Here is a 24,787-nt window from a genome sequence, read left to right on the forward strand (position 1 = left end):
TCCATCGCGTAGTGATTCCGGCTTGTCCAAATATTACAGCATTGCAATGGCATGCCTGCAAGTGTCAGGAGATTGCAAATGTAAAAAGACATTCATCCCTGCCCCAAACACATAAATCCTCAAACTTAAACACACAGTCCATGAAAGTCCTAGTCATCAATCCCGGTTCTACTTCTACCAAAATAGCAGTTTATGAAAATGAAAATCCTTTATTCACACGCAACATCAAACATTCCGTAGAAGAGCTGTCCGCTTTTCCGGAAGTGATAAACCAGTTCGAGTTCCGGAAAAATCTGGTTTTACAGGAATTAGAGACAAATCACATACCTTTTGCTTTTGACGCCATTATAGGACGCGGCGGTTTAATAAAACCTGTCCAGGGAGGAGTGTATGAAGTCAATGACGCCATGAAACAGGACACAGTACATGCCATGCGCACTCATGCGTGCAATCTGGGAGGGCTGATTGCAGACGAATTAGCCTCCATGTTACCCGGCTGCCGCGCTTTCATCGCCGACCCGGGAGTAGTGGATGAACTGGAAGACATAGCCCGCATCACAGGTTCACCGCTGATGCCGAAAATCACAATCTGGCACGCCCTGAACCAAAAAGCGATAGCACGCCGTTTCGCCAAAGAACAAAGAACGAAGTACGAAAACCTAGACTTAATCATCTGCCATTTGGGAGGAGGCATTTCCGTTGCAGTTCATCATCACGGGCGTGCTATCGACGCCAACAATGCACTGGACGGCGAAGGACCTTTTTCGCCGGAACGCGCAGGAACACTCCCCGCCGGCCAACTCATCGATTTCTGTTATAGCGGACAATTCAATAAAGACGAACTAAAGAAACGCATCTCCGGACATGCCGGACTGACAGCACATCTGGGAACTACAGACGTCCCTTCCATCATCCGTTCCATAGAAAAAGGGGATAAAAAGACAGAGTTAATATTAGATGCCATGATTTATAATGTCGCCAAAGCTATCGGAGCTGCCGCCACTGTCCTTTGCGGTAAAATCGACGCTATACTTCTAACAGGAGGCATTGCTTACTCCGACTATGTAGTCTCCCGTTTAAAAAAACGCATCTCTTTCCTAGCATCCGTGTACGTATATCCCGGAGAAAACGAAATGGAATCTTTAGCCTTTAATGCAATAGGCGCCCTAAAAGGAGAACTGCCGATACAAGTTTATAAATAATGATACCCACCAGGAAAAAAAGAATACGTACCTGTTAAATGACTTTCATAGCAAGTATTATTTGCTTGAATTCTAAACTTTTTGGGCAAAAAAGCTCTTTCTAAGAAATTTTTCTCATATATTTGCAACGTGTTAAGTTAATAAATTGATTAAGGTCGATTTTTGACTGTTTCGAATCGGAAAGTATGGGGGTACTTTCCGATTCTTTTTATATGGGAAACTACCATTGGGATTGAAAACCCGATTCTTCACTGAAAAATATGCCAAACAGAAACACCTGTGCAAACAAGAACGCCATCCACCATAAAAAATGTCCCGATTGCTTTAAAAGCAGTCGGGACATTTTTTATAATGATAGAAATCACCGTTCCTATTTCTTCTCCGGTCTGGGTAACAATACCTTTCTGGACAATTTGAATTTACCGGTTTTCGGGTCAATATCAATCAATTTCACATCAATTTCATCACCTTCCTTAATTCCGGCCTCTTCCACAGTTTCCAAACGTTTCCAATCAATTTCGGAAATATGCAACAAACCATCTTTACCCGGTAAGAATTCGATAAACGCACCATAAGGCATAATAGAGCGAACTTTACCTTTGTAGACTTCACCCACTTCAGGAACAGCAACAATTGCCTTAATCATGCGCATGGCATCATCAATACATTTCTTGTTTGTCCCGGAAACTTCGATGCGTCCTACCCCATCGATTTCCTCGATAGTAATCACAGCACCGGTTTCTTCCTGCATGCCCTGAATAATCTTTCCGCCAGGACCGATTACAGCACCGATGAATTCCTTAGGAATTGTCATAGTCTCAATGCGCGGAGCATGTTCCTTCAAGTCAGCACGCGGCTCGGCAATGGTTTCAGTAATCTTACCCAAAATATGCATACGTCCTTCTTTTGCCTGATTCAAAGCACGTTCCAAAATTTCGTAAGACAACCCGTCAACCTTGATATCCATCTGAGTAGCGGTAATACCGTCCTTCGTTCCGGTCACCTTGAAGTCCATATCTCCCAGATGGTCCTCGTCACCAAGAATATCGGACAATACGGCATATTTCTCTTCACCCGGATTCTTAATCAATCCCATAGCGATACCCGATACAGGTTTCTTAATCTTCACACCCGCATCCATCAATGCCAATGTTCCGGCACAAACGGTAGCCATGGAAGAAGAACCGTTGGATTCGAGAATATCCGAAACCACACGTACCACATACGGATAGTCAGCAGGAATCTGCCCTTTCAAAGCACGCCAGGCCAAATGACCGTGACCGATTTCACGACGTCCTACACCACGCTGCGCTTTCGCTTCACCGGTAGAGAAAGGAGGGAAATTATAATGCAACAGGAAACGTTCTTTTCCATGTTCCAGAACATCATCAATAATCTTCTCATCCAGCTTCGTGCCCAATGTCACGGAAGTCAACGATTGAGTTTCCCCACGGGTAAAGATAGCGGAGCCGTGAGGACCGGGCAGAGGACCTACCTCACACCAAATCGGACGGATTTCAGTAGTCTTGCGGCCATCCAGACGTTTTCCTTCGTCAAGAATACAACGACGCATCGCCTCCTTTTCCACATCGTGATAATAACGGTCAATCAACGGCGCCTTTTCCTCCAACTCTTCTTCTGTGAATTGAGACTTGAATTCATCACGGATAGCTTCAAAAGCAGCAAGACGTTCATGCTTATTATTATTACCGGAAGCCGCAACCGCATAAGCCTTGTCATAGCAAGCCTCATGAACGGCTTTGCGAAGTTCCTCGTCATTTACTTCATGGTCATACTCGCGTTTTACAGTCTTTCCCACTTCTTCCGCCAGCTCCATTTGTGCCTTGCAATGAATCTTAATCGCTTCATGGGCAACTTTCATCGCTTCCAGCAATTCAGCCTCAGACACCTCATTCATCTCGCCTTCTACCATCATGATATTCTCATAAGTAGCGGCAACCATAAGGTCCATATCCGCTTTTTCAAGCTGTTCAAACGTCGGATTGATTATAAACTGACCGTTAACACGTGCCACGCGCACTTCAGAAATCGGTCCGTTAAAAGGAATATCTGAAACGGCAAGTGCCGCTGAAGCAGCAAGTCCTGCCAGTGCATCCGGCATATCTACACCGTCAGCGGAAAAGAGGATGATATTTACATATACCTCTGCATGGTAATTGTCGGGAAATAAAGGACGGAGAGCACGGTCTACAAGACGGCAAGTCAGAATCTCATAGTCAGAAGCGCGGCCTTCTCTTTTGGTGAAACCACCGGGAAAACGGCCGAACGCCGCAAATTTTTCTTTGTACTCTACCTGTAAAGGCATAAAATCTGTTCCGGGAACTGCATCTTTAGCGGCACAAACAGTAGCTAACAACATGGTGTTTCCCATGCGGAGCATTACAGAACCGTCTGCCTGTTTTGCCAACTTTCCCGTCTCGAGCGTGATGGTTCTTCCATCAGGTAACTCGATTGTCTTAACAATTGGGTTAATCATAAAAATTGTTTTATCTATACTTTTTCTTTCAAAATTCCTGCAAAGATATACATTTATCGTGGTAATTAGGTGGAAATGAGGTAAAAAGTTAGTGGCGAACTGATTTTTTTTCAAAATTAGGATGAAGAACACAGCAAAATGCTTTGACTAATCTCGAAAAGAAGTATATTTGCATCTCGTTAATAACACACACTATATGAAAAAGGTTACTTTTGCAGCGCTCGCCGCACTTACTATTACTGCTTGTAGTTCTGGCCCTAAATTCCAGGTGAACGGGGATGTATCAGGAGCCGACGGTAAAATGCTTTATCTCGAAGCTTCCGGTCTGGAAGGTATTGTTCCGCTCGATTCAGTGAAGCTGAAAGGGGAAGGTACATTCAGTTTCAAGCAGCCTCGTCCCGAGTCACCCGAATTTTACCGTTTGCGGATTGACGACAAAATCATCAATTTTTCTGTAGATTCTATCGAAACAATTCAAATCAAAGCTCCGTATGTGGATTTCTCTACTACTTATACGGTGGAAGGTTCGGAAAACAGCAATAAGATAAAAGAACTGACGTTGAAGCAGATTCGCCTTCAAAAAGAGGTGGACAATTTACTGGCATCCCTGCGCAGCAACGGAATAGGGCATGATGTATTTGAAGACAGCCTGGCAACATTGCTCAACAACTATAAGGAAGATGTCAAAGTGAACTATATTTTTGCTGCTCCCAACACGGCTGCAGCTTACTTTGCCCTGTTCCAGAAGCTCAATAATTATCTGATATTCGATCCGTTGAACAATAAAGACGATGTGAAATGTTTCGCAGCTGTTGCTACGAGCCTCAACAATGCGTTTCCTCATGCGGTACGTTCCAAGAACCTTTATAATATTGTAATCAAAGGAATGAAGAACACGCGTCAGCCGCAAACAAAAGCTCTGGAAATTCCACAGGACAAAATCGTAGAAACCGGTATTATCGACATTGCCTTGCGTGATGTGAAAGGAAATGTGCGCAAGCTGACCGACCTGAAAGGCAAAGTCGTTTTGCTCGATTTCTCTGTATTCCAGTCGCCTGCCGGAGCTCCTCACAACCTGATGCTTCGCGAACTATATAATGAATACGCAAAACAAGGACTGGAAATATACCAAGTATCTCTCGACGCGGACGAACACTACTGGAAAACAGCGGCAGATAATCTTCCATGGGTCTGTGTGCGCGATGGAAACGGAGTTTACTCTACCAACGTAGCCGTATATAATGTTCGTCAGGTTCCATCTATCTTTTTGATTAATCGTAACAACGAATTGAAGCTTCGTGGCGAAGACATTAAGGATTTGGAAGCAGCTGTCAAGTCATTGCTCTAAGTTGTTATAATTTAGCATATTTCATTTAAATATGTTACATAGCATCTTTTTTCACTTGACACGTATCACTTAAAAGGCTATCTTTGCAAAGAAATAATGAAAAGAGGGTTCCAACATGGCTCATGTTGGAATTCTTTTTTGTTTATATGACCATTTAAAACAATTAAAGGAGGAAAACATCATGGCTTATATGTCAGAAGAAGGTTACAAAAAACTGATGGCGGAACTGAAGGAACTGGAAACAGTGGAACGCCCGAAGATCTCTGCGGCAATAGCCGAAGCCAGAGATAAAGGAGACTTGTCTGAAAACGCTGAATACGATGCAGCAAAAGAAGCGCAAGGTATGCTCGAAATGCGTATCAACAAACTGAAAGCTACCATTGCAGATGCCAAAATCATCGATGAATCTAAATTGAAAACAGATTCCGTACAGATTTTAAATAAGGTGGAACTGAAGAATGTAAAGAATGGCATGAAGATGATTTATACCATCGTTTCAGAAAGTGAAGCTAACCTGAAGGAAGGGAAGATTTCCGTTAATACCCCGATTGCACAAGGTCTGCTTGGCAAGAAGGTGGGTGATGTAGCAGAAATTACTGTTCCACAAGGTAAAATTGCACTGGAAGTAGTAAACATATCAATTTAACGTAAAGGCAGGTCTCCATGTGAGGCTTGCCTTAATTTATCAATAAAAGTTATGGCAACAATATTCAGTAGAATCATCGCAGGAGAAATCCCCTGCTACAAGGTGGCAGAAAACGAAAAGTTTTTTGCTTTTCTCGATATCAATCCATTGGTAAAGGGACATACATTGGTAGTGCCCAAACAGGAAGTAGACTATATTTTCGATTTGAGCGATGAAGACCTGGCTGCTATGCACGTGTTTGCAAAGCAAGTAGCCTGTGCCATTAAAAAAGCATTCCCTTGCCAAAAGGTAGGCGAAGCTGTTATCGGACTGGAAGTACCCCATGCACATATTCATTTAATTCCTATTCAAAAGGAATCGGATATGTTGTTTTCGAATCCGAAACTGAAATTGTCGGATGAAGAATTCAAGTCCATAGCGCAAGCAATCAACTCCTCTCTATAAAACATGATGATGATGATATAATAAGAAAGCACCTGAAAAACAGGTGCTTTTTTTATTTCTCCTTGCTTTCCGCCACTTCCACCAGATAAACCCCGATACAGATAAACAGGATAGCGGCCGTCTGTGTCCAACTGAAACGGTCCTGTCCGACAACGAGAGAAGTAACTGTCGCCACAATCAAAATCAAATAACCATAAATAGCTACAACAGTCGTTTTGAGATACTTCAAACCGATAGGAACCAATAAATAACTGATTGTAGTAGGAAAAACCAGTACAAACACCAGAATAAGAAACGGCTGCCAATGTACAGGCATCGTAAGTACAGGCGCTTCAAAACCGGTAAAAGCCGTGACAATCAATCCGCTAACCGCCGCCCCCGTAAAAGTATAACGTAACATAGTCATTGCCCCCACATTAGCCAGCACACGCTGGCTCAACACCAAATAAACCGCATAAGCAACAGAACTGAACAGGCAAAACATATTTCCGACAAATGCATCAGAAGCCAAATCATCACTTTTTTGCGTCAATATACAGACCAACGCTCCGACAAGCCCAATTCCCATACCGGTAATTTTCTTCCCGGACAACCGCTCTTTATAAAAGACTATCATAATCAAAAAGACCCAAATCGGCTGAAGGCTGGTGAAAATAGAACTGGACACCGGAGTCGTCTTACTCAAACCTATCAAATAAAGAAACATAAAACCATACAATCCCAACGCTCCCAACAGAAACAGCAACCACTTTTCTCTTGAAGTGGACTTCTCGGCAGGCATAAACCAACCGATAACCCAAAAAGCGACTGCCGCAAACGTGCAGCGAAGGGCTGCTCCCGTCAACGGACTCATCCACAACGGAAGAAGAAACTTTAAGGCATTCATATTCAAACCACCCAATACTTTCGAGACCGCCATGCTCAAGTTAGCTTCCAGCTTCTTATTTTTCATCTTTATTTCAATTGGTCATTAAACAAAAAGGTATTACGCCGCAAATAAGCCCAGAAAAAAACGACAATAGTTATCAGCAAGTTAAAAATAAAAGGAAACTCTTGCGAATGTGCATGAAACATCCATTGCAAGAAATCAACGATGAAAGGATATAGTAAAATCGCCAGATAATTCATCACCATCACAAATGCCAATGCCAAAGTCGTCTTTTGCGGAAGCGCCGTATGAGTCGTTTTATCATACAGCATAGGTTGAATAATCCCATAACCTAATCCCACGAGCAAACATCCGGGAATAATAAGCCACTCGATGGGAGCAATCCAAATCAATACCAATCCTAATGCGACAGACAACAAACAATAAGCTTTCGTACGTTCTTGCCAATACCCCACAATCTTATCCAGAAAGAATCCCGGAGTCATAATCGCCAGAAAAAAAAGAGAAATCATTAATCCGGAATCACCGCTTGAGAAGTGATGCTCTTCCATTAAAAAAGGCAAATTGAATATAACTGCCAACACGATATAAGTCGTCACTCCATAAAAAAACATCAACTGTAGCAAATGCCTGACATGAATCCCATACTTACCGCCCCCCGTATCTATGTCCGCCTGTTTCATCAACATCTCCCCATCCTGTGACGGAAGAGCGGAAACAGGAACCGGCGGATCCGTCTTCAAACGTCCGACCAGCAGTATGGAAACCAAAGGAAGCAGGTAAACAAGAAAAGGCAAATGCCAGCTAACCTCTGCCAAATACCCCGTTACGGCAGTCGCTACAACCAATGTCATATTAGTAATCGCCGAACTCAATCCAAACTGCTTCACCCGGTAAGGACCCACAAAATAATTTGAGACCAGCCCCGTAGATAAAGGGATTATCAATCCGGCCCCGATACCCAGCAAAGCACTTACCACTATCAACTGCCACATCTTGCCGGACAACAAATATAAAATACCGCTTGCGGCAAAAAGCCAGAGCCCGACTTTCAGTACACGTACCAAAGCAATTTTCTCCGTCAGCTTGCCACCCAATAATATAAAAGGAATAATCAGCAATGACGGTAGAGAAGTCAACATCTGTATATCCAAATCCGTAGCTTCCGGAAATATCTTCGTAAGGTCACCCAAAACAGGTGAAACAGCCAGTCCCGGTAAAGATGTCAATGCCGAAACAGACCATATCGCTATCAACGTTATAAGAGGAATTGTCCCCCTTCCTGTTTTTATTCTCATATATGCCGTTCGTTAAAAGTTAGGTCTCATGGAAACAATACTTATAATATAAAGTTCAAAGTCCCGAAAAAGATTTCTCCGGAAAAAAGAACATTCGCATTACCGCTTTACCCACAAACAATCCGGAACCGACCATTATTTAAAAAGATACCCGCCCGAAAAACACCTGAAAACTATCAAATAAGACCTGAAAACTATCTACGGATAGTTTTCAGGTCAAAATTAGTCGAATTCTCCCCCATTGTGTCCGGAAAAATCCTGTAAACTTGCATTGTCAAAATCATTACAAAAAGTCATTCACAATTAAAAAATAAAGTATATGAAAAATATCAGCTTTAGAAAAGACCTGGTAGGAGTCCAGGAAGAATTGCTCCGCTTCGCATATAAACTGACAACCGACCGTGAAGAAGCAAACGATTTATTACAAGAAACCTCATTGAAAGCATTAGACAATGAAGACAAATATACGCCCGATACGAACTTCAAAGGATGGATGTACACCATCATGCGCAACATATTCATAAACAACTACCGCAAAGTAGTCCGCGACCAGACATTCATTGACCGGACAGACAATCTGTATCACCTGAACCTGCCACAGGATTCCTGTTTCGAAAGTACGGAAAAAGCTTATGACCTGAAAGAGATGCACCGTATAGTCAACAAACTTCCCAAAGAATACAAAGTTCCGTTCTCCATGCACATTTCCGGTTTCAAATACCGTGAAATTGCAGAAAAGCTGAACCTCCCGTTAGGTACAGTCAAAAGCCGTATCTTCTTCACCCGCCAGAAGTTGCAAGAAGAGTTGAAAGATTTCCGCTAAAACAAACGATATCCGGATACCCTGTAAATCCGGACCATAACACAAACATCCCTTGCTCCGGGCAAACAAAACCGACGATGCATCCCTTTCTCCCTTAATAAACGCCAAATAATGTAAAAGCTGAAAACTTTCAAAATCATCTGCTGTTGTTTGTGGGAAATTCGACGGGGAAAATCCCCATCGCCCTAAACCTTTAAAAAACAAATTCGTATGAAAGATTTAAATTTCAGAAAAGGTGATGCAAAAACAGATGTATTCGGTTCAGACAGAATGTTACAACCCTCTCCGGTAGAAAAAATACCTGATGGGCCTACCACTCCCGAAGTCGCCTACCAAATGGTAAAAGACGAAACATTCGCTCAAACCCAGCCACGTTTGAACCTGGCAACTTTCGTCACTACTTATATGGACGAATACGCCACCAAACTGATGAACGAAGCGATTAATATCAATTACATCGACGAAACGGAGTATCCGCGTATCGCAGTAATGAACGGAAAATGCATCAATATCGTCGCCAACCTATGGAACTCTCCGGAAAAAGATACCTGGAAAACAGGTGCATTGGCTATCGGTTCTTCAGAAGCCTGTATGTTGGGAGGCGTAGCCGCCTGGTTGCGCTGGCGTAAAAAAAGACAAGCCCAAGGCAAGCCTTTCGATAAGCCGAACTTCGTCATATCCTCCGGCTTTCAGGTCGTATGGGAGAAATTCGCCCAATTATGGCAGATTGAAATGCGTGAAGTACCTTTGACACTTGATAAGACCACTCTCGACCCCGAAGAAGCACTGAAAATGTGCGATGAAAACACCATCTGCGTCGTACCCATCGAAGGCGTCACATGGACCGGTTTGAACGACGACGTAGAAGCACTGGACAAAGCGCTCGACGCATACAATGCCCAAACAGGCTACGATATTCCTATCCACGTAGATGCAGCCAGCGGCGGTTTCATCCTTCCTTTCCTGTATCCGGAAAAGAAATGGGATTTCCGTTTGAAATGGGTACTCTCAATCAGCGTATCCGGCCATAAATTCGGTCTGGTATATCCGGGACTCGGCTGGGTTTGCTGGAAAGGCAAAGAATACCTGCCCGAAGAAATGGCGTTCAGCGTAAACTACCTGGGAGCCAATATTACTCAAGTCGGATTGAACTTCTCCCGTCCTGCCGCCCAGATTCTGGGACAATATTACCAATTCATCCGTCTGGGATTCCAGGGATATAAAGAAGTACAATACAACTCCTTGCAGATAGCCAAATATATCCATGATGAAATCGGCAAGATGGCCCCATTCGTCAACTATTCCAAAGAAGTGGTAAATCCATTGTTTATCTGGTACCTGAAACCCGAATATGCAAAAAATGCCAAATGGACCCTGTACGATTTGCAAGACAAATTATCCCAGCACGGATGGATGGTTCCTGCTTATACGCTGCCCACCAAACTGGAAGACTACGTCGTTATGCGCGTCGTCGTACGCCAGGGATTCAGCCGCGACATGGCAGATATGCTGTTAGGCGATATCAACAATGCAATTGCCGAACTGGAGAAACTGGAATATCCGACTCCCACCCGTATGGCACAGGATAAAAATCTCCCGGTAGAAACGAAAATGTTCAATCATGGCGGCCGTCGTCATAAAACCGTAAAAAAATAACACCCTATGAATAAAAAAGTAACACTCGCTCAATTAAAAGAAGTGGTACAGGAGGCATACGACCAGGTAAAAACCCATACAGAAGGTAAAAATGCCGACTATATACCTTATCTGGCCAATGTCAACAAAGAACTTTTCGGGATTAGTGTCTGCCTGCTCAACGGGCAGACCATCCACGTAGGAGACTCAGACTACCGTTTCGGCATCGAATCCGTATCTAAAGTACATACGGCCATCCTGGCATTACGCCAATACGGAGCCGAAGAAATCCTGAACAAAATCGGAGCCGACGCAACAGGCTTGCCCTTCAATTCAATCATTGCAATCTTGCTGGAGAACGACCATCCGTCCACCCCATTGGTGAACGCCGGCGCCATCTCTGCCTGCAGCATGGTAAAACCCATCGGCGACTCTGCTAAAAAGTGGGACACCATCGTAGAAAACATAACCGACTTGTGCGGCAGTGCCCCCCAGTTGATTGACGAGTTATACAAATCCGAATCGGATACCAATTTCAACAACCGTTCCATTGCCTGGCTGCTGAAAAACTATAACCGAATCTATGACGACCCGGATTTATCACTGGACCTCTACACCCGCCAATGTTCATTGGGAGTGACCGCATTACAACTTTCCATTGCAGCCGGAACAATCGCCAACGGCGGTGTGAACCCGGTAACCCAAAAGAAAGTTTTCGACGCCGGCCTTTCTCCAAAAATCACCGCCATGATTGCAGCGGTAGGTTTTTACGAGCATACAGGCGACTGGATGTACACCTCCGGAATCCCTGCCAAGACCGGAGTCGGCGGCGGAGTCATGGGCGTATTGCCCGGACAGTTCGGTATTGCCGCCTTCGCTCCTCCCCTGGACGAATCGGGCAACTCCGTAAAAGCCCAGTTAGCTATCCGGTATATCATGAATAAATTGGAACTGAATGTATTCGGGAATAATCAGCTCACAGTAGTCGACTGACAATTCTCGGCACAATAAAAAGGCTGCCTCAAAATAAATGCTCCCCAAAAGCCAGACAAAAACTTTTAGGGAGCATTACAAAAACAGATTTTGAGTTCAGCCTTTTTTATGCCCTTCTCCAACTTCAGATTTCACACCCGCCTATTTCCCCGATACAGCCCCAAACCGGTTAGCCAGCAAATACAGTGAATCAAACAATCTACCGCCATAACCGACATAAAAAAACTGATGCCAAACACATCAACCGGACACGTCCCGGCAAAGAAAAACCGCCATCCGGCACACATAAATTATGTCCATACGCCTGACAAAGATAAAACCGGATTACTCCTTCACATCCTTTACGACCGTATCTTTCCGCGCAGTCACCCCGTTTTTTTCCTCCTCTTCTTTTTCCGCCTCCTCTGCCGCATAATATTGTTTTTTCCGTTGATTGGACTGTTGAATCAAATTAGTAATATACACCGTAAAAATAGGAAACATCATCATGCCCAAAGCAGCCAGCAATACGGAAAGCACCCGCCCGGTCACCGTTACCGCTATAATATTCGACCCTACGGTAGTCACATCCATAAATGCCCACCACAAAGCATCCCCATAACCATGAACAAGAGGATTCACCTTATGCTCAAGTACAAAAAACGCGAGACTCGAAAAATAAACCGTCGCCAGCAACATCGTCAGATAAGAAACAAACAGGCTCGAAGCCCGATTATACGTCAACCACCCGACCACAATCGCCAATGCATATCCTCCCCGCAACAAAGGAATAAAACGAAGCATATAAGTAATCTCCGGAGAAAACATCCATCCGTAATAAGCTATGATATTCTGATAAGGAATCGCCACCAGCAAAAAGATAAAATGAGTACGTAAATAACGCCCTTTATGCCTTGCAAGGAAAAATTCCAATACAAAGTCGAAAAGAAACCAAAGGCAAATCCACAACTGGACCTTCATATAAGAAGACTGTGTATAGAAAGGAATACCCTTAAAAGTATCAATCGAAATACTAATTACCAGAAACAGAGACATCACCAATATAATGATGTGAAGAATACCGTAAATCCCCTTTTTTCCAAGAATAAAATCCGAAAGCGCTGACTTCATAACTACCTTATTTTATGATAAAATGATTCTAAGACTATCCATAATGCTTAGAAACAATCAGAGAAAGCGATTGTTTGCCGACAAAGAAACCGAAGCTGACAAAACAGCGGTTTTACTCATGTTAATTAACGAACTTTGCAAGAGATTGCCGAAACATCTCTTGCAAAATGTTGTTATAGAACTGACTTTAAAATATTTTTCACTTAAAACCTTAACTTATGGCAAATATTAAAAATGCAGTGAAGCTAGGCGTATTCACCCTGGCTATCATGAATGTTACAGCGGTAGTATCCCTGCGCGGACTGCCGGCCGAAGCCGTATATGGAATGAGTTCGGCCTTCTACTATCTCTTTGCGGCAATTGTCTTCCTGATTCCCACCTCCCTCGTCGCAGCCGAACTGGCAGCAATGTTCCAGGACAAACAAGGCGGTGTATTCCGGTGGGTAGGTGAAGCCTACGGCAAAAAGCTGGGATTCCTCGCCATCTGGGTACAATGGATTGAAAGTACAATCTGGTACCCGACAGTACTGACATTCGGAGCCGTATCCATCGCCTTTATCGGAATGAACGACGTCCATGACATGTCATTGGCAAACAATAAGTACTATACGCTCGTCGTAGTACTTATCATCTACTGGCTGGCAACTTTCATTTCCCTGAAAGGCATGAGCTGGGTCGGCAAAGTCGCTAAAATCGGCGGTATGGTCGGTACGATTATCCCTGCCGCCTTACTAATCATCCTGGGAATTATCTATCTGGCAACAGGAGGACATTCCAATATGGATTTCCACAGCAGCTTCTTCCCAGACTTCACCAATTTCGATAACGTTGTTCTTGCCGCCAGCATCTTCCTGTTCTATGCCGGTATGGAGATGGGCGGTATCCACGTCAAAGACGTAGACAATCCCTCTAAAAACTATCCGAAAGCCGTATTTATCGGCGCACTCATTACCGTGTTAATCTTCGTCCTGGGAACATTCGCGCTAGGTATCATTATTCCGGTCAAAGACATCAGTTTAACACAGAGCCTACTCGTCGGTTTTGACAATTATTTCAAATACATCCATGCTTCCTGGCTGTCACCGATTATCGCCATTGCCCTTGCATTCGGCGTACTGGCCGGTGTATTGACCTGGGTTGCCGGTCCGTCAAAAGGTATCTTCGCCGTAGGCAAGGCCGGATACATGCCCCCGTTCTTCCAGAAAACCAATAAGCTGGGCGTACAAAAGAACATCCTGTTCGTACAAGGCATCGCCGTCACGGTATTAAGCTTATTATTCGTCGTGATGCCTTCCGTACAAAGCTTCTACCAGATATTGTCACAGCTAACGGTTATCCTTTACCTCATCATGTATCTGCTGATGTTCTCCGGAGCCATCGCACTGCGTTACAAAATGAAGAAACTCAATCGTCCGTTCCGTATCGGCAAATCCGGCAACGGCCTGATGTGGTTTGTAGGAGGCCTTGGATTCTGCGGCTCATTGCTTGCCTTCATCCTTAGTTTCATTCCGCCCAGCCAGATATCTACCGGCAGCAATACAGTCTGGTTCTCCGTATTAATTATCGGCGCCATCATTGTAGTTGTCGCCCCGTTCATCATATATGCAGCCAAGAAACCGTCCTGGGTAGATCCGAACTCCAATTTCGAGCCATTCCATTGGGAAATAAACGCCCAACCGGCTACCGCCAATGCGAATACTCCCAACAGCACAGCCCCTTCTCCCGCAACAGCTTCTTCGGATGCCGCAACAAAGGAAACTTCAAAAACAGACACCGTGTCCGGAACCGTTAATCCTTCCAATAAAGACAAAAATACACCTCCTTCCTGACTTCACTGAATACAAGAAGACAATTTTGTCAATAAATAATCCCATGCCAGATATTCTGCGTCATGGGATTATAATTATCTGAAATCTTTAGCCGATTTTGCAGTTTTTTCTTTTGAAATTATTGCGGTATTAAAAAATATACTTATCTTTGCACCCGCAAACAAGAAAGGTGCCATAGCTCAGTTGGTAGAGCAAAGGACTGAAAATCCTTGTGTCCCCGGTTCGATTCCTGGTGGCACCACTTCTTAAGCAATCGGAATGTAGCGCAGTTGGTAGCGCACTACGTTCGGGACGTAGGGGTCGGGCGTTCGAGTCGCCTCATTCCGACAAAAATGAAGGGCAGCTTTCTGGAATACAGTAAGTTGTCCTTCATTTCTATTCAGTCACTTGAACAAATTCAGGACGGATATGTAATAAGACACAACCTATTATATCATGAAAAACAGGATTTATCTCTTTACAGTAGCAGTAGCTTCTTTTATGTGCATCAGCTGCACAAAAACTCAAACTACCCTTTCCGAGAATGAAAAGACAGTCAATCCTCCCATCATGGGATGGAGTTCATGGAATGCATTTCGCGTAGACATCAGCGAAGACATCATCAAGCATCAAGCCGACCTGATGGTAAAAAAAGGTCTGAAAGATGCCGGATATCATTATGTCAATGTTGATGACGGCTATTTCGGAAAGCGCGATGACAACGGAATTATGCATACCCACGAACAACGTTTCCCGAATGGGATGAAACCAATTGCGGATTACGTTCACGGCCTGGGAATGAAAGCCGGTCTCTATACCGATGCGGGCAACAGTACATGTGGCTCCATGTGGGACAATGATGCAGCAGGCGTAGGAGCTGGTATCTATGGACACGAACCGCAAGACGCCCAATTATACTTTGGCGACTGGGGTTTCGACTTTATCAAAATTGATTACTGCGGAGGAGATGCGCTGGGACTTAATGAAAAGGAACGCTACACTTCCATCCGGAACAGTATAGACAAAGTAAACAAAGATGTTTCCATCAATATTTGCCGATGGGCCTTCCCGGGCACTTGGGCTAAAGATGCAGCAACTTCCTGGCGTATCAGTGGAGATATTAATGCACATTGGGGATCATTAAGATATGTAGTAGGAAAGAATCTCTACCTGTCAGCCTATGCCGGAAACGGACATTATAATGACATGGATATGATGGTCATCGGATTCCGTAACGACAGTAAAGTAGGCGGACAAGGTCTTACTCAGACAGAAGAAGAAGCTCATTTCGGTTTATGGTGTATCATGAGCTCTCCTTTGCTTATCGGATGCAATCTGGAAAACATACCGGATTCTTCGCTCGAACTGCTGACTAATAAAGAACTGATTGCCCTCAACCAAGATCCGCTGGGCTTGCAGGCCTATGTAGCGCAACATGAAAACGAAGGCTATGTACTCGTAAAAGATATTGAGCAGAAACGTGGGAATGTACGCGCAGTAGCTCTCTACAATCCTTCCGATACGACATGTAGTTTCTCCGTACCGTTCTCTTCACTGGAATTTGAAGGAAACGTAAAAGTACGCGATCTGGTAAAACATAGCGATTTAGGAAACTTCTCCGGAACCTTCGAACAAACACTTCCTGCACACAGTGCCATGTTCCTCCGCATAGAAGGCGAAACACGCCTGGAACCGACCTTGTATGAAGCAGAATGGGCTTACCTGCCTCTTTTCAATGACCTCGGCAAAAATCCTAAAGGCATTGTTTATGCCCATGATAAGGAAGCTTCCGGCAAAATGAAAGTAGGTTTCCTTGGCGGACAACCCGAAAACTATGCCGAATGGCGGGAAGTATATAGCGAAAACGGCGGGCGCTATGATATGACTATCCATTATTTATATGGCAAAGGACGACAAATAGAACTGGACGTAAACGGTACCATTACTAAAATCGACTCCCTGGGAGAGGATAACGGTCATAAACAAATCACAGTTCCCGTTGAATTAAAAGCCGGATACAACACTATCCGTATGGGCAATAGTTACAATTGGGCACCGGATATCGACTGCTTCACTCTAAAAAAAGCATTGTAATCCGGACGATATAATCTCATCTATTAAAAGGAGCAACCATGTGGAATAAAATATGCCCTAAAAGTTTCTCATTTTGCTTTTAGGAAATACTTTAAAATCCATTATTGCTCCTTTTTAGTTTAGATACTGCCCAGCAATCCGTATCATATTCCATCTCTTCATGACCGGTTCCCGCCTATTCCGGTGTTATCGTAATTTTCGCTTTTTCTCCTACATCCACCTCCGCAATGGCAGTACACTCCCCGACAGAAAGAATCCGTTCCTCTCCCGGATATCCCCCCCAACGATATCTCATCACAGACTCTATCTGCAACCTGTAAACAAACAACTTTACTTCCTATAAAATCCATAGGTTACAGTATATACACTCCATTAACAATTTCAGACTCCTTAAAGCGGAAATAAGCCAATGCCCAATTCACATGACAAGAAAAAAGTACTCCGGACTCAATATCCATATCCATCTCAAAAACAGCAGAATATTTATTCATCCCCTCCTTACAGGAACAGGAATAAAAAGAAAAGCACAAAAATAGGAGGAGCTAAGATCACTCTCCACTCCTCCCGTCACGACAAACAACTAAAATTATTTACTATTTGATGCCGTCCAATGCCCTTTTAGCAGTAGCATTAGCGGGGTCTATAGCCAGAATTTTATTCCAATATTCTATGGATTTGTCTTTATTAGCCTTCGCTTCGGCCTTCAATGCCGGATTCTCGATAGCCAACAAATAATAATATCCAAGATAACTGTAACATTCAACCAACGCCGAATGATAACGGGAATCATTTTTACTCTCCAATAAAGCGGCAACCTCCTCATAGAAAGGCTTAGCCAACCCTTGAACCGTTTCAGGGTCAAGTGCAGAATTGGCTCGCGCCCTCCAGAAATTGCCCAGATAACTTTCCGGCGCCACTTCCGCAATAGAGTGGAAGACAGAGTCGGCAGACATCAAAGCCAGCTTACGCTCATCGACACCGGTTGCCAGCGAATCAGCCTGCGTGCCCGCTCCATAATAAAGTTTCCCCAACTGGAACAGCAAATCCGGAGTCTGCTTATCCTTATCCAGAGATGAATAATACTTCCGATAAGCGCTAATCGCTTTTTTATAATCATTCTTCTGTTCATAAGCAGAAGAGATATTCTTATACAAATCAGTCTTTGCCGGCTCCAGTTGAACCGCTTTCTCATACTGTACCACCGCCTCTTCATATTTTTTCAGGCTCTCCAGCAAATGACCGTAATACATATAGTCCAAATAAGAATAATCCGCTTTTTCAGATTCATTGAAAAAAATATCCGCAGCCTTGAGCGCTTCATCAAACCGTTTCAAGTCCGTATAATTATACATCGCCAAACGATTAAACGCAGCATGACGGGCATTCTTTTCCAATCCCCTGTTAGCCACCTCAAGCGACTTTGTAAAATCATGGTTCAGGAACAAGGCAAAGGCATACTTCACCAAATCCTCCTCCGTAGCCGCCGGCCCCATCGCAAAACGGGAATAAGCATCGGCAGCCTTACTGAAATCATTCTTCAAATAATAAATCTCAGCCAGTTTTTTATCTACAGCCGTCAGAGACGGTTCCAGTTCCTTCAACTGATTCAATTTCTCAATAGCAAGGTTCGGATTGGCAGCCTTGTATATATCCGCATATCCCAAATACGCCTCCGTACATCTGGAATCGAAATAAATAGCCTCTTCATATTTCTGGGAAGCAAGTCCCGCATTCTTTTGTTTTACGGCAATATCCCCTTCCAATACAGAAGCAAGAGCCGATTTCTTGTCAGCCTTTTTCGCGAGAGCCGCATATTCCTGTGCTTCCGGCAACTTGCCGGCATCCAGGTACGCTTCTCCGATAGCCACCAAAAGCTCTACATTCTTTTTATTTTTTCCTTTTGTCAAACGCCCGGCGTCTTCGGCAGCCTGTGCCGGATTTGACTGAATCATTTCTTTCAATTTTGCAACCTCCGCCTGCCATTCGGCATCAGGTGATTGCGCATAGAGCGACCCAACAGCTATAAACGCTCCAGCTAAAAACATTTGTACTCGTTTCATGATAGTCACTAATTTTAGTTATTACTCGTCTTTCACATGGACGACACGTACCGGCTGGGTAGCCGGAACAAGTCCGGATTTCAATATAATCCGCTGTCCTTTGTCAGATGCCATAAAAGAAGCGAATCCCCAGGATAATCCGTTACGGGGATCATTCAACAACGCATAAACAGACCGTGCCAGAGGATAATTGCCGTAGAACAAATAAGCCTGATAAGGTTTATAACTATTCGCAGGAGTAGCAACGTCCTCAGCACTCACCGCCATCACCCTGACCTCCTCACGAAAAGATAAATGAGTCGTATCGTTACGGTTGCCCAACCAGTTCACCCCAATCACTCCCATAGCATTCGGATTCTCCGCTACATAATCCATCACCTGCCGGTTCGTTTTCAAAGCACTGACATTGTCCGTAGCCAAAGGCTTTCCACCGCAAATCGAATCTATGGCAAAACGCACGGTACTGGAATTCTTATTATCGAACACCACCTGAATCTCCTTCAAACGGGAATCCGGATTTACCTCCTTCCAGTTTTTCACCTCACCCGTCAGAATACGGCGGAAATCACGTACACTCAATAAAGAGTCCGGATTATTGCGATTCACAATCAAAGCCAGACCATCCGTAGCCAGTTTTATCTCACGGGGAAAAAACTTACGGCTGTGGAACGAATTCATCTCTTCCTCAGTCAGTGTCCGGGTTACGATAGCCAACCGGACACTGTCTTTCAGAAGTAAATTAATCGCCTCTACCTCTGTTGTATAACGAGGAACAATCCCAGCCAAAGGATACAAGTTTTCGAACACATCAATTTCTTCCTGTATGATAGGTTCGAAACTCTCGTCCGCTGTAATGGCGACCACCCCGGAAGAATAAGTATCCGTCGGTCCCTTCTTCGACTTCGAGTTGCAAGCCCCCAATACCGCCAGCAGAACAACCCCTATCAGCTTCCATTGTCTTTTCATCATCTTTTACTGTAATCTAAACATCACCGGAACAGTGAACTTCACACGCACCGCTTTTCCATTTTGTTTGCCCGGAATCCATTTCGGCATACTCTTTACCACCCGTACAGCCTCCTTATCCAAATAAGGGTCTACGCCACGGGCTACATGTACATCAGAAATACTGCCGTCACGCTCCACAACGAACTGTATGATAACACGTCCTTGCGTTCCGTTCTCCTGCGCAATAGTCGGATACTTGATATTCTTGCCCAGATAAGCCATCAATTCCTGCGGTCCACCGGGAAAAGCCGGCATCTGCTCCACCATATCAAAGACCTTTTCAGGTTCCGGTTCCGCCTGCGTCACCACTTGCTTCAAATCCGCAATATCCGCCCCGTTCGTTTCATCATTCCCCTTCACGTCAGCAATGGAAATGGATACTTTGGTAGCATTCAAATCTTCCTGGCTCTTGATTTCATCCTCTTCATGCACCTCCTCATCCTTTTTGATGACAGGAGCCGTAAACTTAATAGAACTTTTCAGTGCAGGGGGAGGAGGCGCAACCGGTTCCACCCTTTTCATCTCTTCCTGCTTAATTTCCGGTTCTTCCAATTTCGACAAAGTAGTAACCTCTGTCATAACCTCTTTCTGCTTCGGAGTCGCCAACTTAAGCAACGTAGGAATGCTAAACCCGACAACCGCTATCACCAACACAATCAACATCGCCGCGTTATGCCGTTTCGTTGAATTAGCACGCATCCTATATGCTCCATACGCCTGGTTTTTGCCCTCAAAAATCAGTTGACACCACTCCGAAGAAGCTAAATCTAATTTTGCCATTTTACTTTTCTTTTTTAGGTGTTACATCATTCATCGGCCAGATTCTGCGACAAAGCTCCCTTCTCATTGTAATTCTTTATCAAGAATTCGTCCGCTTCAGCCATATCGGTTATTACATACTTGCCAATGTTACATATCTGCATTTCATCCAGCGCGTCAATCAGATTCCGATAAGAAGCGTCATCCGTCGCCTTGATAATCACGGTCGGCGTATCCTTTCCGCTCTTAATCTCGGCAACCTGTTTCTTAAAGTCCTCTTCCGAAATCTCAAGGTCAAGCTTCTTCTGCTTCAATGCCCTCACTTTATTTACGGCAACAGCATTCTTCTGAAGAAGCACGGCACGCAATCCGTCAGCACTGTAATTCGTCTCCTTCAATGACGTATAATCCTTATAATTAGGTTCTCCCTCATAATAATAAAGTTTATCATCCGGTCCCAGCAGCAAAGTAATCGCCTGAGAAGCCTTCACCATACTCTTCTGGTCCTCGGTTATATTCTTATCATTACTCGGCATGCTTATCTCCATCGTCTGAGGTTTGCTCAGCGTAGTACACAGCATAAAGAAAGTAATCAACAGCATGTTCATGTCCACCATCGGCGTAAAGTCCACGCGGACAGTCATCTTCTTCTGTTTGCTCTTCCCGTTTTTCCCGCTCTCTTGTACTTCAGCACTCATTATATTTCCTCCTTTTTAATTTTCAGATTCCGTTTTGAGAGAAGTAATCAGATTATACCGGTTTTCCCTCAAATCCTGAAGCGAGTTCATAACATTCTTTATCACCGAGTATGGAGTCGAAGCATCCGCCTTGATAGCAATTCGCAAGTCAGCGTTAGCGGCACGCGCATTACGCACCCACGACTTAAACTGGTTATCAACGCTATCACAAGGAATTCCCTCGTTTTTCAAAACCTTATCCCGCTGTTCCTCAGGAAGGTCCAGGAATTTCTGCATACTTCCGATGGGTACTCCGAAAGTAGAAGAAAGAATAAACCTCTTCTCTTGTTCCGGAGTAAATTCAATGCCATACTCCTTACCCATACTCTCCAAGACAGCCCGCATGTCCTGCTGCTTGTCAAGGCTCATAAATATCTTTCCTTCCGGATCAACCAGAATCTGGAGCACATTCGTCTCCGGAATCTTAATCTCCGAAACAGACGCCGGAGTAGTCACCTGTACCGGTTCTTTCTTCACAAATGTCGAAGTCAACATAAAGAAAGTCAGAAGCAATACAGTAACATCACTCATAGCCGTCATATCTATGAACGTACTTTTCTTTTTAATTTGCGCTCTACCCATGATTTAACAGATTTTGAAAGGATTCACCCCATTAGTGAGTAGCGGCAAAAGTTTGTACAATGGAAAATCCGACTTCATCGAGCCCATAAGTCAATTTATCAATCTTGTTGGTGTAGTAGTTGTATGAAATAACAGCCAATGCACCTGTCAAAATACCGAAAGCAGTATTAATCAAAGCCTCGGAAATACCTTGCGACAAAGCCATAGAGTCAGCTCCGCCACCCGCAGACAAAGCGGCAAATGAACGAATCATACCGATTACCGTACCAAGCAACCCCATCAACGTACCCAAAGTAGTAATAGTGGCAATAATCGGAAGATTCTGCTGCATCATAGGCATTTCCAAAGCAGTAGCCTCTTCCAGTTCCTTCTGGATAGCCAGCAGCTTTTGTTCTTTAGACAAAGAAGTATTCTTTTCCATTTCCTCATACTTACGCAAAGTAGAAGTCACCACATTGGCAACAGACCCACGCTGTTTGTCGCAAATCTCTTGCGCTTTCTTCATATCCCCGGCAGCCAGTGCCTCTTTAATATTAGCGACAAACTTAGCCAACGAACCCCTGCCGAAAGCAGAACGAAGAGCAAAATAACGTTCGATACTCAAAGCAAGCACAGTCAATAACAATGTTTGGATGACAGGTACAATAACGCCCCCTTTATAAACAGTACCCAACATATTCAACGGATGGTTGTCGGGGTCATTATTCATAAAATTAGACGGATTCCCCAATAAGAACTGATAAATACATACAGCTATTACAAAACAGCAGATAATCACAATACCGGCATTCTTTATACCTACAACTTTAGCTTTTTTAGTAGTTTCCATAATAAGTTTTTTTTGTTAAGATATTAATTCAGTTATTTAGAAAATTGTCAGAAGAATAGGGCACACCACGCTATAAACCCTGCGACTTTTCAAGCACAAAAAGCCGCACAGTCCATACCCAGGTATGAAAAGGAAAAAATAAGAAAAGATAAGATTACTAAATAAGGATACGCCTCAAAGTGAACACATAGTAGTCACTGCAGATAATGGAATAATGAGGGTCCTTATCCGAATAATAAGACTTGCTTTGGTCCAGAACCAAAGAATTTTCTCTCAACAAAGAAAACTTATGCATAACGTCTTTTAAAGAATCGTTTATTTCGATAATCCTACGTAAACGATAATTATTAGACGTTGATTCAGTAGTAGACTTACAACCCAATTCAACATCGGAAACAGACAAAGATTGAGACATCCTGTTAAAACCGACAGCACGCTCCTTTAGAGAAGAATTATTCATCTCGGAAGATGATGCAGACAACTGGCAAATATTGCCACTTTTAGAAACGCATGAAGCACCCATAGCATTTCCGCTCACGCTATAAGATAGCATAAGCAGAATTGAAGCTAATATGAATTTCAGAGAAGCTCTCATTGCATTTCTTTTAATGAATTGTAATAGGTCTACTTTATTTTGCGGCAAAAATAATAATAAAAAATTTCAGTCAGTCGTTGTTCACATCTTTTAAGACTAAAATTTTGCCTTTACCATAAAAACAACCGGAGAGATGTTTTGTTCGGAAGAACACAGAAAAACAATACAGACCGAGATATTATTCATATTATCTGTTAAAAGAAAGATTCGGCGGTAATTCTCTGGAAGGAAAAAATGATAAGGATACAACAGAAAAGTATTTCTTGCATATCAGATGCCAAGATTCAGATACTATTTATGCGTATATACAACACATTTATCGCATACCGTATCGCTGCATATTTAGAGAAAGATTTTATTCAGGAGAATACAAAAAAAACAATACAGACCAAGATATTATTTCATATTACCTGCTAAAAGTAAGATTCGGTTGTAATTCCCTGGAAGGGAAAAATGATAAGGATACAACAGAAAAGTATTTCTTGCATATCGGATGCCAAGATTCAGATACTATTTATGCGTATATACAACACATTTATCGCATACCGTATCGCTGCATATTTAGAGAAAGATTTTATTCAGGAGAATACAAAAAAAACAATACAGACCAAGATATTATTTCATATTACCTGCTAAAAGTAAGATTCGGTTGTAATTCCCTGGAAGGGAAAAATGATAAGGATACAACAGAAAAGTATTTCTTGCATATCGGATGCCAAGATTCAGATGCTATTTATACGTATATACGCATTTATTACATACCGTATCGCTGCACATTTAGAGGGATGTTTTATTCGAAACGATACAAAAAGCAATGCATACAAAAGCAAAACACACAGAAAAACAATACGCACAAAAGTGACATACACAATCCGTTAAAGTACAAATATCTAACCCTGTAAAGAGCCCAACGCAGACTGAATCCCAACTGGATTTCTTCGTATCCCAGCCATAGCTTTAAAGAAGGTTACATGCATATCTTATCGCATACCGTATCGCTGCACATTTAGAGGAATGTTTTAAGAACGATTGTCCGGGCTGTCAGACCTTGTTTCCGGGGAGGGGAAGGGGAAGGAAAATACCTAACCATACAAAAAAGCCGGCCAATTCACAATGCTTCGAGCATGAATCGGCCGGCTAACTTTATATTATTTTCCGGTAAAAACAAGATTCGGTTGCTTCGGTTGCAATTCCCCGGAAGGGAAAAATGACAAGGAGGCAAACAGAAAAGTATTTCCTGCATATCGGACTCAAAGATTCATTTTCCCGGAGACCCCCATCCCGCAAACACACAAAAACACAAACACAAACAAACACAAAAAAGAAATCGAGCCCTCCGGAATCTTATCCGACAGGGCTCGATAAACATCTGAATTTAAAAAAACGGCAGCTACCTACTCTCCCACTATTACGCAGTACCATCGGCGTAA

The 24,787-nt window shown here is 43.4% G+C and carries 20 protein-coding genes, 2 tRNA genes and 1 pseudogene; 12 read left to right on the forward strand and 11 right to left on the reverse strand.

Annotation, left to right across the window (positions count from 1 at the left end; translation table 11 throughout):
* Both Q5076_RS15470 and buk read left to right on the forward strand, forming a co-directional pair.
* A pseudogene (locus Q5076_RS15470) lies at positions 1-115 on the forward strand (phosphate butyryltransferase); the annotation flags it as partial.
* A 25-nt stretch (positions 116-140) separates the two neighbouring features.
* Complete coding sequence (buk, locus tag Q5076_RS15475) at positions 141-1,202, forward strand: butyrate kinase (RefSeq protein WP_303014509.1); 1,062 nt, start codon at positions 141-143, stop codon at positions 1,200-1,202.
* 370 nt (positions 1,203-1,572) lie between these two features.
* Here the strand turns inward: buk and pnp are convergent, their stop codons facing one another.
* Positions 1,573-3,699 (reverse strand): polyribonucleotide nucleotidyltransferase, encoded by a 2,127-nt coding sequence (gene pnp / locus Q5076_RS15480; protein WP_303014510.1) that lies wholly within the window; start codon positions 3,697-3,699, stop codon positions 1,573-1,575.
* 196 nt (positions 3,700-3,895) lie between these two features.
* On the opposite strand from pnp, the gene Q5076_RS15485 reads away from it, so the two are divergent.
* From Q5076_RS15485 to Q5076_RS15495, 3 genes are all read left to right on the forward strand, one after another.
* On the forward strand, positions 3,896-5,047 hold the full coding sequence (locus Q5076_RS15485; protein WP_004306934.1) for a TlpA disulfide reductase family protein: 1,152 nt from the start codon (positions 3,896-3,898) through the stop codon (positions 5,045-5,047).
* A gap of 181 nt (positions 5,048-5,228) precedes the next feature.
* Positions 5,229-5,693 carry a transcription elongation factor GreA gene (greA, locus tag Q5076_RS15490; RefSeq protein ID WP_032844195.1) on the forward strand — a complete coding sequence of 155 codons (465 nt, stop codon included), beginning with the start codon at positions 5,229-5,231 and terminating at the stop codon, positions 5,691-5,693.
* 51 nt (positions 5,694-5,744) lie between these two features.
* A complete protein-coding gene (locus Q5076_RS15495) occupies positions 5,745-6,137 on the forward strand; it encodes an HIT family protein (protein ID WP_004311936.1) in 393 nt (130 codons plus the stop codon).
* A gap of 52 nt (positions 6,138-6,189) precedes the next feature.
* On the opposite strand, the gene Q5076_RS15500 is transcribed toward Q5076_RS15495, so the two are convergent.
* Together Q5076_RS15500 and Q5076_RS15505 are read right to left on the reverse strand one after the other, a co-directional pair.
* Positions 6,190-7,089 carry a DMT family transporter gene (locus tag Q5076_RS15500; protein ID WP_303014511.1) on the reverse strand — a complete coding sequence of 300 codons (900 nt, stop codon included), beginning with the start codon at positions 7,087-7,089 and terminating at the stop codon, positions 6,190-6,192.
* A 2-nt stretch (positions 7,090-7,091) separates the two neighbouring features.
* The gene (locus tag Q5076_RS15505) at positions 7,092-8,324 is read right to left on the reverse strand and encodes an MFS transporter (RefSeq protein WP_303014512.1); all 1,233 of its coding nucleotides are present in this window, start codon (positions 8,322-8,324) and stop codon (positions 7,092-7,094) included.
* A 319-nt stretch (positions 8,325-8,643) separates the two neighbouring features.
* Here Q5076_RS15505 and Q5076_RS15510 point away from each other — a divergent pair, with 319 nt between their 5' ends.
* The 3 genes from Q5076_RS15510 (at position 8,644) to glsA (ending at position 11,775) form a co-directional block, all read left to right on the forward strand.
* The gene (locus Q5076_RS15510) at positions 8,644-9,147 is read left to right on the forward strand and encodes an RNA polymerase sigma factor (protein WP_303014513.1); all 504 of its coding nucleotides are present in this window, start codon (positions 8,644-8,646) and stop codon (positions 9,145-9,147) included.
* Between the two features lie 210 nt (positions 9,148-9,357).
* Positions 9,358-10,803 (forward strand): glutamate decarboxylase, encoded by a 1,446-nt coding sequence (locus Q5076_RS15515; RefSeq protein ID WP_303014515.1) that lies wholly within the window; start codon positions 9,358-9,360, stop codon positions 10,801-10,803.
* A gap of 6 nt (positions 10,804-10,809) precedes the next feature.
* A complete protein-coding gene (gene glsA, locus Q5076_RS15520; RefSeq protein ID WP_303014516.1) occupies positions 10,810-11,775 on the forward strand; it encodes a glutaminase A in 966 nt (321 codons plus the stop codon).
* A 324-nt stretch (positions 11,776-12,099) separates the two neighbouring features.
* On the opposite strand, the gene Q5076_RS15525 is transcribed toward glsA, so the two are convergent.
* Positions 12,100-12,885, reverse strand: coding sequence for a potassium channel family protein (locus Q5076_RS15525; RefSeq protein WP_303014517.1), 786 nt, complete (start codon positions 12,883-12,885; stop codon positions 12,100-12,102).
* Between the two features lie 218 nt (positions 12,886-13,103).
* Here Q5076_RS15525 and gadC point away from each other — a divergent pair, with 218 nt between their 5' ends.
* From gadC to Q5076_RS15545, 4 genes are all read left to right on the forward strand, one after another.
* Positions 13,104-14,714 (forward strand): putative glutamine/gamma-aminobutyrate antiporter GadC, encoded by a 1,611-nt coding sequence (gadC, locus tag Q5076_RS15530; protein ID WP_303014518.1) that lies wholly within the window; start codon positions 13,104-13,106, stop codon positions 14,712-14,714.
* 168 nt (positions 14,715-14,882) lie between these two features.
* Positions 14,883-14,955, forward strand: a tRNA-Phe gene (locus Q5076_RS15535).
* A 13-nt stretch (positions 14,956-14,968) separates the two neighbouring features.
* Positions 14,969-15,041, forward strand: a tRNA-Pro gene (locus tag Q5076_RS15540).
* 108 nt (positions 15,042-15,149) lie between these two features.
* Complete coding sequence (locus Q5076_RS15545) at positions 15,150-16,787, forward strand: alpha-galactosidase (protein ID WP_303014519.1); 1,638 nt, start codon at positions 15,150-15,152, stop codon at positions 16,785-16,787.
* A 593-nt stretch (positions 16,788-17,380) separates the two neighbouring features.
* On the opposite strand, the gene Q5076_RS15550 is transcribed toward Q5076_RS15545, so the two are convergent.
* From Q5076_RS15550 to Q5076_RS15580, 7 genes are all read right to left on the reverse strand, one after another.
* Complete coding sequence (locus Q5076_RS15550) at positions 17,381-18,847, reverse strand: lipopolysaccharide assembly protein LapB (RefSeq protein ID WP_303014520.1); 1,467 nt, start codon at positions 18,845-18,847, stop codon at positions 17,381-17,383.
* 21 nt (positions 18,848-18,868) lie between these two features.
* The gene (locus tag Q5076_RS15555) at positions 18,869-19,816 is read right to left on the reverse strand and encodes a PstS family phosphate ABC transporter substrate-binding protein (RefSeq protein WP_303014521.1); all 948 of its coding nucleotides are present in this window, start codon (positions 19,814-19,816) and stop codon (positions 18,869-18,871) included.
* Between the two features lie 3 nt (positions 19,817-19,819).
* Positions 19,820-20,635: an energy transducer TonB gene (locus Q5076_RS15560; protein WP_303014522.1), complete on the reverse strand. Its 816-nt coding sequence runs from the start codon at positions 20,633-20,635 to the stop codon at positions 19,820-19,822.
* A gap of 26 nt (positions 20,636-20,661) precedes the next feature.
* A complete protein-coding gene (locus Q5076_RS15565; RefSeq protein ID WP_303014523.1) occupies positions 20,662-21,312 on the reverse strand; it encodes a biopolymer transporter ExbD in 651 nt (216 codons plus the stop codon).
* Positions 21,313-21,327: 15 nt separating this feature from the next.
* Entirely contained in the window at positions 21,328-21,933 is a 606-nt protein-coding gene (locus tag Q5076_RS15570) for a biopolymer transporter ExbD (protein WP_303014524.1), read from the reverse strand.
* Between the two features lie 31 nt (positions 21,934-21,964).
* The gene (locus tag Q5076_RS15575; RefSeq protein ID WP_303014525.1) at positions 21,965-22,762 is read right to left on the reverse strand and encodes a MotA/TolQ/ExbB proton channel family protein; all 798 of its coding nucleotides are present in this window, start codon (positions 22,760-22,762) and stop codon (positions 21,965-21,967) included.
* A 157-nt stretch (positions 22,763-22,919) separates the two neighbouring features.
* Positions 22,920-23,357, reverse strand: coding sequence for a hypothetical protein (locus tag Q5076_RS15580; RefSeq protein WP_303014526.1), 438 nt, complete (start codon positions 23,355-23,357; stop codon positions 22,920-22,922).
* Positions 23,358-24,787 lie beyond the last annotated feature (1,430 nt).

This window comes from uncultured Bacteroides sp. (assembly GCF_958445495.1).
Taxonomy (GTDB): Bacteria; Bacteroidota; Bacteroidia; order Bacteroidales; family Bacteroidaceae; genus Bacteroides.